Origin of the sequence: Pseudomonas synxantha, assembly GCF_900105675.1 — a bacterium.
In the GTDB taxonomy this organism is placed as follows: domain Bacteria; phylum Pseudomonadota; class Gammaproteobacteria; order Pseudomonadales; family Pseudomonadaceae; genus Aquipseudomonas; species Aquipseudomonas synxantha.
Genome location: NZ_LT629786.1, coordinates 2709185 through 2724156, shown reverse-complemented (window position 1 = coordinate 2724156; position 14972 = coordinate 2709185). Strand labels below are relative to the sequence as shown.

The window sequence follows — 14972 nt, the reverse complement described above, 5'->3', positions numbered from 1 at the left end:
CGCCGCCCCTGACCAGCAGGGGCGGCAACGGTTTCAGCTGGCTACGGGTTGCAGCGCCAGGTGCTGCAACAGCCCGTGAAGCAGGGCCGGGTGATTGAGGATGTCGTAGTGGCCGGCCTGGATCTGCTCGTTGCTGCGGGCGCAGGGCAGGTTCGAGGCGGGCTGGCCGGGCGTCGCACTGGCCCACCAGCAATCGGCCTGGGCCCGGGTGGGCGGCAGACCTTGCAGGCGCTGGGACAATGCCTTGAGTTTCATCGCCACCTGGAAGGTGTGGGCCAGTTCCTCGGCACTGATTGCGGCGTACACCGATTGCGCGGCGGCGCCCCCCTGGACCTGCGCGATCAGGTGCTCAAGGACCGCGCTGTCGGTGGTCGCGCTGACCTCAAGGGTCGGCAGGCTTTGCGCCGGCAGACCGAACAGCACCGCCAGGAAACCGCGCAAGTCTTCGCTCCAATCGTCGCTGACGACGTCTTCGCCCGTGGGAATGAAGCTGTCGACCAGGCCCAGGAGCGCCACCCGTTGACCCTGGCTTTCCAGCTCCTGGGCCACCAGCACCGCCAGCGTGCCACCCAGCGACCAGCCCATCAGGTGATACGGGCCACTGGCTTGTTGCTGGCGGATGTATTGGCTGTAATCGATGGCCATGGATTCAAGGGATTCATCCTCCCACTGGCGGTCCAGCAACATCCGGCATTGCAGGCCATAGACGCTGCGCTGCCCATCCAGGCGGCGGGCCAGGGGCTCGTAGTCGAACACTGTGCCAAAACCGGCATGCAGGCAGAACAGCGGCGGGCTCTGGGGCGTTTCACTGTTGAGCAACAGCAGCGGGTTCAGGCTCGCGTCATCCTCGGCAAAGCCGGACAGTTCGGCGATGGTCGGCTTGCCGATCATGTCGCGCAGTTTCAATTCGATGCCGATATCCGGCTGGCTGCGCACCTTCGACAGGACCTTGAGAATGCGCAGCGAGTCGCCGCCCAATTCGAAGAAGTTGTCGGTGACGCCCACACTCTCCAGTTCCAGCACGTCCTGCCAGATCGTCGCCAGTTGTGCTTCCAACTGATTGCGTGGCGCTACGAAGGCACGGCCCTTGAAGTCCGGGTCGGGCAGGGCCTGGCGGTCCAGTTTGCCGTTGGGGTTGAGCGGGAAGGCCGAGAGCACGAGGATTTGTGCCGGCACCATGTAGTCAGGCAGTTCGCCCTGCAAGACTGTACGCAGGCGTTCGCCCAGGCTGGTCGAGGCTTCGGCCACCACGTAGCCTATCAGTTGCTTGCCGCCGCCGGTGTCGCGGGCGATGACCACGGCGTCCTGCACTTCGGGGCACTCGCGCAAGCGTGATTCGATTTCTCCCAGCTCGATCCGGAAACCGCGGATTTTCACCTGGTTGTCCAGACGGCCGAGGTAGTCGATCACGCCGTCGGGGCGTTGGCGCACCAGGTCGCCGGTGCGATACAGGCGGGTGCCGTCGGCCGCGAACGGGTCGACCACAAAACGCTCGGCGCTCAGGCCGGGGCGCCGGTGGTAGCCACGGGCAACGCCTTCGCCGCCAATATACAACTCGCCCGCCACGCCGTCGGGCACCGGGTTGAGGTGTTCATCGAGCACATACAGGGTACGTTCACCGATGCGTGTGCCGATCGGTGCGTACACCGCCGCGCAAGTTTGATCGGCACTCACTTTCCACAGCAGCGGGGTGACCACGGTTTCGGTAGGCCCGTATCCGTTGGTCAGGAACTGCGGCTTGAGCACGCGCTTGACCAGCTCGAAGTTGGCCTCGGCCACCGCATCGCCACCAAAGCAGTAGATGCGCACGGGCGGCGGCGCGCCGTTCTGGCTGTCGCCATACTCGGCCAACTGCTGCAGATACGCCGGCGGGAAGCAGGCAATGCTGATGTGGTGGGCGTGCAGGGCCTGCCAGGTTTCTTCCGGGGTCCACAGTTGATTGCCACGTACCACCAGGCGCCCGCCACTTTGCAGGGTAGACAGCCAGCGCTCCTGGGCACCGTCGAAAGCGAACGACATGAACAGCAACTCACGGGTGCTGGCGTCCATCTTGTAACGCTCGGCAATCGCCTGGCAGTGCATGCGGATCTGCCCATGCGCCACGGCCACGCCCTTGGGCTTGCCGGTGGAGCCCGAGGTGTAGATCAGGTAGGCCAGGTTGTCGTCGTGTGCCGTTTGTATCGGGCAAGTCGCCGGCCAGTCCGCCAGTGGCAGGCGATCAAGTTCGATCAGGTTGGCACCACCGAGGTCATCGAAACGCGAGCGCAGCGCGTGCTGGCTGAGCAGCACCCGCATGCCCGAGTCTTCGACGATCCACTGCACGCGGTCTTGCGGGTAGTCGATGTCCAGCGGCACGTAGGCGGCGCCGGTTTTCATGACACCATAGAAGGCGACGATGACATCCACCGAGCGTTCGAGCGCGACGCCGACAAACATTTCCGCACCGATACCCTGGGCGATGAGGTAATGCGCCAGGCGGTTGGCGCGGGCGTCCAGCTCGCCATAGCTCAATTCGATTCCGTCGCAGACCACCGCGACCGCGTCGGGACGCTCCTGCGCGTGCTGGCCGATTACCTGGGCCAGGTGGGCGCGCGGCGCCGTGCCGGGGTTCAGCAGGTTACGTTGGCGCAACAAGTGCTGCTCGGTGTCGGCCAGCATCGTGAGGCTGCCGAGATTAGCCTGGCTGTTGTTCAGCAGCTCCAGCAGCAGGGTTTCAAAGCTGCGGCGGATTTGCGCGGTGGCGGCCTCGGTAAAGCGGTTGCGCAGGTACAGGAACTCGATCTTCAGAGTGTCGCCAAGGTTGATTGCCAGGTCCATGGCAAAGTTGGTGACATCGCGGCTGCTGACCTCGCCGAAGCTCAGGTGCTCTTGCCCGGCTTGCTGCAGGCGTTCGTCCACCGGGTAGTTTTCAAACACCAGGATGCTGTCAAACAGCGGCTGGCCACCCTGGCCCGACCAACGTTGTACGTCCGCCAGGGACGCATGCTCGTGGTCGCGCACCTCCAGGTTGTAGGCCTGCAAGGCTTGCAGCCATTGGGCGACGGGCATGTGCGGCTGCGGCGTCTGGATGATGGGCAGGGTGTTGATAAACAGCCCGAGCATGTCTTCCGAGCCCGGCAGGCTGGCCGGGCGACCGGCGACGGTGGCGCCGAAGCACACGGTGTCCTGGCCCGTGTAGCGTTGCAACAGCAGCAGCCAGGTGGCCTGGATAAACGTGTTTGGGGTGACGCGCAGGCGTTGGGCCTGTTCACGCAGTCGAGCGGTTTGCACGGCATCCCAATCCAGATACAGCGCCGCATGGCCGTCCAGCTCGGTGCTCGGTTTGGGCGAAAAGCTGTTGGCCAGGGACGAGGTGCCGCTCAAGTCCTGCAGCCTGGTTTTCCAGAATTGTTCCAGCACGGTCTGGGACTGCGCTTGCAGCCAGCGGATGTAGTCGCGGTAATGCCCGCGCTTGGCCGGTGCGGCCTGGCCGTTGTAGATCGCGAAGACTTCACCGAGTAAACGTGAGTTGGACCAGCCGTCCATGAGAATGTGGTGGCTGGTCCAGATCAGGTAGTGGGTCTGCGGATCGAGCTGTACCAGGGTCAGGCGCGTCAGGGGTGCACGCAGGAGTTCGAAGCCTCGGGCGCAATCCTGGCTGGCGAGGGCTTGCAGGTCTTGCGCGCTGACCTCGCGCTGCTGCCAGTCGAGAGTTTCGACGGGCATGCTCGCAGCGCGATACACCACTTGCAGCGGCTCGGCCAGTTGGTTGTCGGCCCAGAACCCGGTACGCAGGATTTCATGGCGCTCGATCACGGCGTTCCAGGCCGCAGTGAATCGCGCGACGTCCAGGCCGCTGACCGAGACGGCCATCTGGTTCACATACAGTGCACTTTCCGGTGCTTCCAGGGTGTGAAACAGCATGCCCTGCTGCATCGCCGACAACGGGTAGAGGTCTTCCACCTGGGACAATGGCACCGGCAGGCGGTCCAGTTGCGCCTGGCTGATGCGCGCCAGCGGGAAGTCGGAGGGGGTCACACCCAGGTTCGCGCTGTCGCAGCAATGCTCGATCAGGGCCAGCAGCTCCTGCTTGAGGTCATCGGCCAGTTGGGCAATGGTGGCTTCGTCGAACATCTCGCGGCTGAACTGCCAGCCCAGGGTCAGCTCCTCGCCGTACACCTGGCCATTGAGGCTCAGCCAGTTGCCCAGCGGTGCCCCCAGCGCGTGCTCGCGGCCACTGCCCTCGGCAGCGGGCGCCAGCCACGAGCCTTGTGCTGCATCGAAGCTGCCGTCGAACTGGCCAAGGTAGTTGAACGTGATGCGTGGTGCCGGCAAGGCAGCAAGGCTCGCCTGTGCCTGCGGCGTGCCCAGGTAGCGCAGGGCGCCATAGCCCAGGCCTTTGTCGGGGATCGCGCGTAACTGTTCCTTGATCTGTTTGATCGAATCGCCAAGACCCGCCGCCGGTGACAGCTTGACCGGGAACAGGCTGGTGAACCAACCCACCGTACGGGTCAGGTCGATGTCATCGAACAGGTCTTCGCGACCATGGCCTTCCAGCTCGATCAGGCAATGCCCGGTGCCGGTCCAGCGGCTGATGACGCGCGCCAGGGCGGTCAGCAGCAAATCGTTGATCTGTGTGCGGTAGGCCTTGGGTGCCTGCTGCAACAGTTGGCGTGTCTGCCCGGCGTCGAGGTGGGTGTGCAGCGTGTGGCTATGGCGATTGTCCAGGCTGGCGTTCGGGCGCTCGCACGGCAGGTCGACCACGGCGTCGCGCAGTTGCGTCTGCCAGTAGCTGAGTTCGTCCTGATCGCGGTCGGCACGCTGTTGCAAGCGCTCGGCCCAGGCCTTGACCGAGCTGGTACGGGCTGGCAGCTGCAGCGGTTGCCCGCTGCTCAGTTGTTGATAGGCGTTTTGCAGATCTTCGAAAAGAATCCGCCAGGACACGCCATCCACTGCCAGGTGGTGAATCACCAGCAACAGGCGTTGAGTGCCATCGGCCAGGTGAATCAACAGGGCGCGAATCAATGGGCCCTGTTGCAGGTCCAGGCTGCCCTGGACTTGATCGCACAGCTGCGACAACTGCTCGGCGGTGGCGTCCACTTGTTGCAGCTGCCAGTCGCCCATTGGCCGGTAATGCGCGCTCCAGTCGGCGGGCTGCTGTTGAAAACTCAAGCGCAGGGCATCGTGGTGCTCGATTACGGCGTACAACGCCCGTTGCAGCGCCTCGGCCACTAGCGGTTGCGCAGGTTTGAGCAGCACCGACTGGTTCCAGTGATGACGCTCAGGGATCGCCGTTGCAAAAAACAGCTGATGAATCGGCAGCAGCGGCAGGGTGCCGGTGGCGGGGCCCTGGTCGATTACTTGGGCCGTCGCGCCGCTACGGGCGACGCTGGCCAGGCCCTGCACGGTCTGGTGCTGGAACAGCTCCTTGGGGGTAAAGGCGATGCCTTGCTGACGAGCGCGGCTGACCACCTGGATGGAGATGATCGAGTCACCGCCCAGCTCGAAGAAGTTGTCGTTCAGGCCGACGCGTTCCAGTTTGAGCACGTCTTGCCAGATGGCTGCGATCTGCTGTTCCAGCGGGCTTTGCGGTGCCACGTAAGCTTTTTGCAACAGGCTCGCATCCGGTTTCGGCAAGGCCTTGCGGTCCAGCTTGCCGTTGGGGCTCAGGGGCAGTTGATCGAGGAAGATCAATTGCGCCGGCACCATGTAGTCGGGCAAGTGTTCGCCCAGGCACTGTTTGATCTCGCTGCGCAGTTCATCGGTGTCGCGGGTTTCGGTCGGTACGGCATAGGCGACCAATTGACCGTCGGCGGCGATCACCACGGCTTCGCGCACGCAGTCCAGTTCCATCAGGCGGGTTTCGATTTCCCCCAGCTCGATACGCAGGCCGCGGATTTTCACCTGGTGGTCGATACGTCCACGGTATTCGATCACGCCATCGGTGCGATAACTGGCCAGGTCGCCAGTACGGTACAGGCGTTGACCATCCCCAAACGGGCTGGTCATGAAGCGCTCGGCGGTCAGGGCCGGGCGGCGGTGGTAACCGCGGGCCAGGCCGGCGCCGCCCAGGTACAGCTCGCCGATCACCCCAGGCGGCACCGGTTGCAGCTCGGCGTCGAGGATGTAGGTGCAGAGGTTGGCAATCGGCTGGCCGATGGGCACGCTGGCCTTGCCTTCTTCGCGGCAGGTCCAGTGGGTCACGTCGATGGCGGCTTCGGTAGGGCCGTAGAGGTTGAACAGCCCGGCATTCGGCAGCTTGGCGAAGACTTGTTGCTGCGCGTCCACGGGCAAGGCTTCGCCACTGCACACAATGCGTTTGAGGCTGGTGCAGCGGGCGACATGTTCATCGAGCAAGAACACCTGCAGCATCGACGGCACGAAGTGCAGGGTGCTGACCTGGTAGCGCTGGATCAGGTTTACCAGGGTAGCCGGGTCGCGATGGTCGCCCGGGCCGGCTACGGCCAGGCGTGCACCGGTCATCAGCGGCCAGAAGAATTCCCACACCGACACGTCGAAGCTGAACGGGGTCTTTTGCAGCACGGTGTCGGCGTCGGTCAATGCGTACGCCTGCTGCATCCAGCACAATCGGTTGGTCAGGGCCGAGTGCCGGTTGCCGGCGCCTTTTGGTTGGCCGGTGGAGCCGGAGGTGTAGATGACATAAGCGAGGTTTTCGCCGTCAACGGCAATCTCAGGATTGACGTCGGCATAGGCGCTCACATCCAGTTGATCCAGCGCCAATGCGGGCAGCGCCTCCGGAATCGGCAATTGCGAGAGCAAATGCTGCTGGGTCAACAGCAGGCCAATGCCGCTGTCCTCGATCATGTAGCTCAGACGGTCCTGCGGATATTCCGGGTCCAGCGGCACATAGGCGCCACCGGCCTTGAGCACGGCCAGCAGGGCGATAACCATCTCCAGGCTGCGCTCGGCGGCGATGCCCACCAGCGCATCCGGGCCGACGCCGAGTTCGATCAGCTTATGCGCAAGCTGGTTGGCGCGGCGGTTGAGCTGGTCGTAGCTCAGCTGTTGCTCACCGAACACCAGCGCTGGTGCCTCGGGCGTGGCGGCCACCTGGGCCTCAATCAACTGCTGTACGCTGTGGTCGAGCGGGTACTGGATATCGGTGTTGTTCCACTCGTCGACGATCTGTTGTTGCTCGCCGCTATCCAGCATCGGCAGGTCTGCAACCCGCTGTTGTGGATCTTCAAGGAGACTGCGCAGCAGCTGTTGCCAATGCCGACCGAGGCGCTCGATGGTGGCGGCGTCGAACAGGTCGGTGGCGTAGGTCAGGCTCGCGCTCAGGCCTTCGGCCGACTCACTGGTGCTGAGGGTCAGGTCAAATTGCGAAGTACTGCCTTCCCAGTCCAACCCCTCGACCTGCAACGCCGAAGGCAGTGATTGGCCATCGGTGCTGCTGCGCTTGTCGGCACTCTGGTGATTGAACATCACCTGGAACAACGGGTTATGGCTGAGGCTGCGCTCCGGTTGCAATGCCTCCACCAGTTGTTCGAACGGCAGGTCCTGATGCGCCTGGGCATCCAGTGCATGTTGCTTGACCTGTTGCAGCAGCTCTTCGACGCGTAATTGCGCGCTGAACTCGGCTTTCATGATCTGCGTGTTGACGAAGAAGCCGATCAGCCCCTCGGTCTCGATGCGGTTGCGGTTGGCGATGGGTACGCCGACGCGGATATCGTGCTGGCCGCTGTAGCGGTGCAACAGAACCTGGAACGAAGCCAGCAACAGCATGAACGGCGTGACACCGAGGCGTGGGGCCATGTGCTGCACCGCGTCGCTCAGCCCAGGCGCCAGGGTGAGTGACAGGTGGGCGCCACGGTAGCTTTGTTCCGCCGGGCGCGGGCGATCCGTCGGCAACTCCAGTACGCTGTTTTCTCCGGCCAACTGGGCGGTCCAGTAGGCCAGTTGGCGCTCACGCTCGCCGGCGTCCATCCATTGGCGTTGCCATACGGCATAGTCGGCATACTGGATCGGCAAGGTCGGCAGTGGGGCAGGTTGCCCAGCCTGGGCCGCGCCGTACAGGGTGATCAGCTCTTCAACCATCAACTGCACTGACCAGCCATCGGAAACGATGTGGTGCTGGGTAAGTACCAGCACGTGGTCATCATCCGCCAGGCGCAGCAGCCTGACCCGCAGCAGCGGGCCGCGTTGCAGGTCGAACAACTGTCTGGTTTCGTGTTCAACAAAAGTTTTGAGCGTGGCGTCGTCCGGCGTGCCGTGCAATGTCTCGACCACGAGGGCCAGCGGGGCCTTTGCGGCGATGACTTGCCGGGGGTGTTCGTTGTCCACTACAAAGGTGGTGCGCAGTGTTTCATGGCGGGCGATGAGTTGGTTGAAGGCTTGCTCCAGCGCCGCGACATTCAGCGCGCCCTTGAGACGCAAGGCAGCCGGCAGGTGGTAGGCGGCGCTGTGCGGGTCCAGTTGCCAGAGGAACCACTGGCGTTCCTGGGCGTAGGACAGGGGCAGCGCCTGATCGCGTGCGATGGGCGCCAGAGGCAGCTCATCCTGACGGGAGCGGCCGTGCAGGCCGGCGACGAAATCCCCAAGCACGCTGCGTTCGAACAGGCTGCGCAGGGCCACGTCAAGGTTCAGGGCCTGGCGCACCCTGGAGATGATCTGGGTCGCCAGCAACGAGTGGCCGCCGAGGGCGAAAAAGTCATCCGTGAGGCCCACCTGCTCAAGGCCGAGCACACTTTGCCAGATCCCGGCGACCTGGATTTCCAGCGCCGTTCGCGGCGCCACGTAGTGGTTTTGCTGTTGGCTGGCATCCGGTTTTGGCAGGGCCTTGCGGTCCAGCTTGCCGTTGGGGCTCAGGGGCAGCACGTCGAGGAACATCAGCAAGCCCGGCACCATGTAGTCCGGCAGTACCGCCGCCAAGGCCGCCTTGATCGACTGGCGCAACTCAGCTTCCGGCAACGCGGTGGCGTGAGGCACCACATAACCTACCAACTGCAAGCCACTGGCCGCCGGCTGCGCGAGGACGATGGCGTCTCGCACCTGCTCCTGCTCCAGCAACCGGGCCTCGATTTCCCCCAGCTCGATACGGAAACCGCGGATTTTCACCTGATGGTCGATCCGCCCGACATATTCGATCACACCCGAGGCGTTGTAACGCGCCAGGTCGCCAGTACGGTACAAACGCCCGCCATTCTGGCTGAACGGATCGGGCATGAAGCGCTCGGCGGTCAGGTCCGGGCGGTTGAAGTAACCACGGGCCAACAACTCGCCGCCGATCACCAGTTCACCCACCACGCCGATCGGTGCCGGGGCACCGCTGTCATCCAGCAGGTAGATGCTGCGCCCGGCCAGGACCTTGCCGATGGGCATGGTCAAGGGTGTGGGGCGGGCGCCGGTCACGTAGTCGGTGCAGTCGAGGGCGGTAACCGTCACCGTGGCTTCGGTGGGGCCATAGGTATTGAGCAGCTTGACGTGCCCAAGACCGGCCTCGGCCCACGCGGCAAGGCCTTCGGGCGGCATGGCTTCACCGCCGGCGTGGACTTGCTTGAGGCGCCCATAATCGCGCGGACCGGCCGTGGCGAAATCCTTGGCCAGCAGGTTCCAATAGGCGGTGGTGAGGTCGACCACACTGATCTGGTGCTTGATCAGTTCGCGGTAGAAGGTCTCGGTGTCCCAGATCTCGGTGCCGCGCAGCACCACCGAGGCGCCGCAGATCAGCGCCGGGTACAACTGCTCGACGAAGCCGTCGAAGTTGAAGGTGGAAAACTGCAGGATGCGGTCATCGCCCTTGAGGTTGAAAAAATCCAGCGCCACATAGGCATGGCGAGTCAGCGACAGCTGGTTGATGCCCACGCCTTTGGGCCGGCCGGTGGAGCCCGAAGTGAACATCACATACGCCAGGTTCTGGGCATGGGCGCGGTTGCTCAGGTTGCTGGCGTCCAAGTCGACCCAGGCCTGGTCCTGGTCCAGGCACAGGTGGTCGACATAGTCGGGAATCGCCAGGCGTTCACGTAAGTGACTCTGGGTCAGCATCAGCCGGGTGCCGCTGTCTTCGATCATGCACAGCAGGCGGTCCTGGGGGTATTCCGGGTCCAGGGGCACGTAGGCGCCGCCGGCCTTGAGCACCGCCAGCAGGCCGATGATCATGTCCAGGCCGCGCTCCACGGCGATCCCCACCAACACGTCGGGGCCGACGCCCAGGCGCACCAGATGCCGGGCCAGGCGGTTGGCCCGGGCGTTGAGTTCGGCATAGGTCAGTTGACGGTCTTCGAAGAGCAAGGCCGGTGCTGAAGGTTGCTGCGCCACCTGGGCTTCGAACAGTTGATGAACCCGCTGCTCACTGGGGTAATCGAGAGTGGCGGTGCTCCAGTCATGCAGCATCAGGTGATGTTCTTCGCGGCCCAGCATGTCCAGTTCACCGAGGCGTTGCTGCGAGTCACGCACGATCGCCTGCAACAGGTTCTGCCAATGCGCGGCCAGGCGGCGGATGGTCGAGGCCTCAAACAGATCGATGGCGTAGGTAAGGGTTGCCTGCAGTGTTTCGGTGGACTCGAAGGTGTCCAGCGAGAGGTCGAACTGAGTGCTGGGCAACGAGCCTTCCAGCACTTCCAGGCTCAGGCCGGGTAGCGTGACGCGGGTTTGCGGCTGCATGCTGGCATGGTTGTACATCACCTGGAACAGTGGGCTGTGGCTGAGGCTGCGTTGCGGCTGCAGCGCTTCGACCAATTGCTCGAAGGGCAGGTCCTGGTGAGCCTGGGCCTGCAAGGCATGCTGTTTGACCTGTTGCAGCAACTCGACAAACCGCACCTGGCCGTCGAGCGTTGCGCGCAGTACCTGGGTGTTGACGAAAAATCCGATCAATCCCTCGGTTTCCACGCGGTTGCGGTTGGCAATCGGCACGCCGACACGGATATCGGTTTGCCCGCTGTAGCGATGCAACAGGGTCTGGAACGACGCCAGCAATAGCATGAACAAGGTCACGCCTTGCTCACGTGCCAATTGCTTGAGCGCCTGATTCAGCTCGCGGTCCAGCACCAGTTCCAGTTGCCCACCTCGGTAGCTTTGCTCGGACGGCCGGACGTGGTCGGTAGGCAGTTCCAGCACCGTTTGCTCATCGCCCAGTTGACCGGTCCAGTAGGCCAGTTGGCGCTCGCGTTCCCCAGCGTCCATCCATTGACGTTGCCACACGCCATAGTCAGCGTATTGGATGGGCAGTTCGGGCAGGCTGACGTCCTGTTGCCGGCTGAACCCCGCATACAGGGCGACCAACTCCTGGATCATCACGTTAATCGACCAACCGTCGGAGACGATATGGTGCTGAGTGATGATCAGCACGTGATCGTCAGGTGCCAGTGTCAGCAACTTGACCCGCAGCAGCGGGCCGTGCTGCAAGTCGAACAGCTGCTGGGTTTCGTCTTCGACCCACGCACGGATCGTCTGCGCGTCGGCTTCCGGCCGCGATTCGATACTCATTGCCAGGTGGGCGTGGGGGGCGATGCGCTGCACGGTGCGTTCACCCTCCTGGGAGAACGAGGTGCGCAGGCTCTCATGGCGGGCAATCAGGCCGTCAAAGCTGCGTTGCAGGGCCTGGGTGTTCAGGTGGCCGCGCAGGCGCAGGGCCGCCGGGATGTGGTAGGCCGTGCTGCGGGGATCGAGTTGCCAGAGGAACCACTGGCGTTCCTGGGCATAGGACAGAGGCAGCGGCTGATCGCGCTCAACCCGCACCAATGGCGGCTCATGGCGCGCCGGCTCCTGCGCCAGGCTGGCAACGAACGTATGTAGGGTGCTGGACTCGAACAGGTTGCGCAGGGGCACATCGGTGTTCAAGGCATGGCGCACCCGGGAGATCACCTGGGTGGCCAACAGGGAATGACCGCCCAGCGCAAAGAAGTCGTCGTTCAGGCCGACGCGTTCCAGTTTGAGCACGTCTTGCCAGATGGCTGCGATCTGCTGCTCCAGCGGGCTTTGCGGCGCCACATAGGTCTTTTGCAACAGGCTCGCATCCGGTTTCGGCAAGGCCTTGCGGTCCAGCTTGCCGTTGGGGCTCAGGGGCAGTTGATCGAGGAAGGTCAATTGCGCCGGCACCATGTAGTCGGGCAAGTGTTCGCCCAGGCGCTGTTTGATCTCGCTACGCAGTTCATCGGTGTCGCGGGTTTCGGTCGGTACGGCATAGGCGACCAATTGACCGTCGGCGGCGATCACCACGGCTTCGCGCACACAGTCGAGTTCCATCAGGCGGGTTTCGATTTCCCCCAGCTCGATACGCAGGCCGCGGATTTTCACCTGGTGGTCGATACGCCCCCGGTATTCGATCACGCCATCGGTGCGATAACTGGCCAGGTCGCCAGTGCGGTACAGGCGTTGGCCGTCGCCAAACGGGCTGGTCATGAAGCGCTCGGCGGTCAGGGCCGGGCGGCGGTGGTAACCGCGGGCCAGGCCGGCGCCGCCCAGGTACAGCTCGCCGATCACCCCGGGCGGCACCGGTTGCAGCTCGGCGTCGAGGATGTAGGTGCTGAGGTTGGCAATCGGCTGGCCGATGGGCACGCTGGCCTTGCCTTCTTCGCGGCAGGTCCAGTGGGTCACGTCGATGGCGGCTTCGGTGGGTCCGTAGAGGTTGAACAGCCCGGCGGTCGGCAGCTTGGCGAAGACCTGTTGCTGTGCGTCCACGGGCAGGGCTTCGCCACTGCACACAATGCGTTTGAGGCTGGTGCAACGGGCGACATGTTCATCGAGCAAGAATACCTGCAGCATCGACGGCACGAAGTGCAGGGTGCTGACCTGGTAACGCTGGATCAAGCTCACCAGGGCGGCCGGGTCGCGATGGTCGCCCGGGCCGGCTACGGCCAGGCGTGCACCGGTCATCAGCGGCCAGAAGAATTCCCACACCGACACGTCGAAGCTGAACGGGGTCTTTTGCAGCACGGTGTCGGCGTCGGTCAATGCGTACGCCTGTTGCATCCAGCACAACCGGTTGGTCAGGGCCGAGTGCCGGTTGCCGGCGCCTTTCGGTTGGCCGGTGGAGCCGGAGGTATAGATGACATAGGCGAGGTTTTCGCCGTCAACGGCAATCTCAGGGTTGACCTCGGCATAACCGCTGACGTCCAGGCGGTCCAGTGCCAGCACCGGCAGCGCCGCCGGAATCGGCAATTGCGAGAGCAAATGCGCCTGGGTCAACAGCAGGCCAATGCCGCTGTCCTCGATCATGTAGCTCAGACGGTCCTGCGGATATTCCGGGTCCAGCGGCACATAGGCGCCACCGGCCTTGAGCACGGCGAGCAGGGCGATAACCATCTCCAGGCTGCGCTCGGCGGCGATGCCCACCAGCGCATCCGGTCCGACACCGAGCTCGATCAGCTTATGCGCAAGCTGATTGGCGCGGCGGTTGAGCTGGTCGTAGCTCAGCTGTTGCTCACCGAACACCAGCGCCGGTGCATCGGGCGTGGCGGCCACCCGGGCCTCGATCAGTTGCTGCACGCTGTATTCGAGCGGGTAGGCGGTACGGGTAGTGTTCCACGTGCTGACAATCTGCTGATGTTCGGCGAAATCCAGCATGGCCAGTTCGGCCAAACGCTGTTGTGGCGCCTCAATCAGACTTTGCAGCAAGCGCAGCCAATGCCGGCCCAGGCGCTCAATCGTAGCCGGGCTGAACAGTGCCGTGCTGTACTCGATGTCCGTCGTGATCTGTTGCGGCGCGTAGTCCACGTGCATCGACAGCTCGAATTTGGCTTCATGCTGCGCCACTGGCAGGAACGCCAAGGTCAATTCGCCCAGCGTCAGCGTGTCCGTTTGATCCTGGCTGACACGCCAGTTGAACAGGGTCTGGAACAGCGGGTTGGCCTGGGTGCTGCGTTGCAGTTGCAAGCGCTCGATGAGCAGTTCGATCGGGTAGTCGGCATGTTCCATGGCCGCCCGGGATTGCTGGCGCAGCGCCTGGAGAAAAGCTTCGGCGGTCAGGTCGTCGGTGAGTTGTGCGCGGTAGATCTGACTGCTGACAAAGTACCCCACCAGGTCCTGGGTCTCGCTCTGGTTGCGACCGGCATTCGGTACACCGACCGTGAAGTCCCGCTGGCCGCTGTAGCGGCTGAGCAGCAGTTGCCAGGCGCCAAGCAGCACGATAAACGGCGTCAAGTCGTGTTGGTGGCAGAAGCCCTGCAACTGTTGGCTCAGGTTTGCAGGTAATGACAGGTGCAGATTGCCGGCGCGGTGCTGTTGCTCGGCGCTGCGGGGGTAATCGGCCGGCAGGTCCAGAGTGGGAATCCCCTGTCCCAGGTAGTCGGCCCAATACTCGGCGGCACGCAGTTGTTCGGGCGTGCCGGGGTATTCCTCGCGCTGCCAGCGGGCGTAGTCGGCGTACTGAATGGAAGGTCGCGCCAACGGCGTGGTATGGCCCTGGCAGGCGCGCCGGTAAGCCTGGGTGAGGTCTTGCATCAGGATCGGATTGGACCAGGCGTCCGAGACGATGTGGTGCATGTTCAGCAGCAGGATGTAGTCATCGTGATCGAGCGTGATCAAAGTGGCGCGAATCAGCGGGGCCAGGCCCAAGTCAAACGGCGTGCCGGCCTCGGCCGCAATACGCTGGGCGACGGCAGCGGCCCGGGCGTCGGGCGCGAGACCCGACAGGTCGTCTTCGTGCAGATGGATCCGGGCTTGCGGGTCAAATACTTGCCGAGGTTGGTCGTCCAGGGTCTGGAACGCAGTTTTCAGCACATCGTGTCGGGCGATAACCTGCTGCAGGGCCGTGTCCAGCGCTGCGGTGTTCAAGGGGCCGCGCAGGCGCAGCGCGTTGGGCAGGTTGTAGGCGCTGCTGCCGGGCGACAGCTGCTGCAGGAACCACAGGCGTTGCTGGGCGAAAGACAGAGGCGTGGGGCTGCGATGGGGTTGAGCCTTGATGGAATGCTCTGAGCCGGCGTCGTCGGCCATCAACAGGGCCAGCAAGTCGTCGTCGGGGAGTTGATTCAGTGGGTTCATGTTGGGTCTCGTCGCCATCGGCTGCGTAAATATGCGTTGTCAGAAAGACGAAG

General features: G+C 63.8%; 1 protein-coding gene. It reads right to left on the bottom strand.

Annotated elements, in window-relative coordinates; genetic code table 11:
* Window positions 1-33: 33 nt before the first annotated feature.
* Complete coding sequence (locus tag BLU48_RS12695; protein ID WP_082636634.1) at window positions 34-14919, bottom strand: non-ribosomal peptide synthetase; 14886 nt, start codon at window positions 14917-14919, stop codon at window positions 34-36.
* Window positions 14920-14972 lie beyond the last annotated feature (53 nt).

Coding starts and splice junctions, on each gene's coding strand:
- BLU48_RS12695 (WP_082636634.1), bottom strand. CDS start 14,919: ATGAACCCACTGAATCAACTCCCCGACGACGACTTGCTGGCCCTGTTG.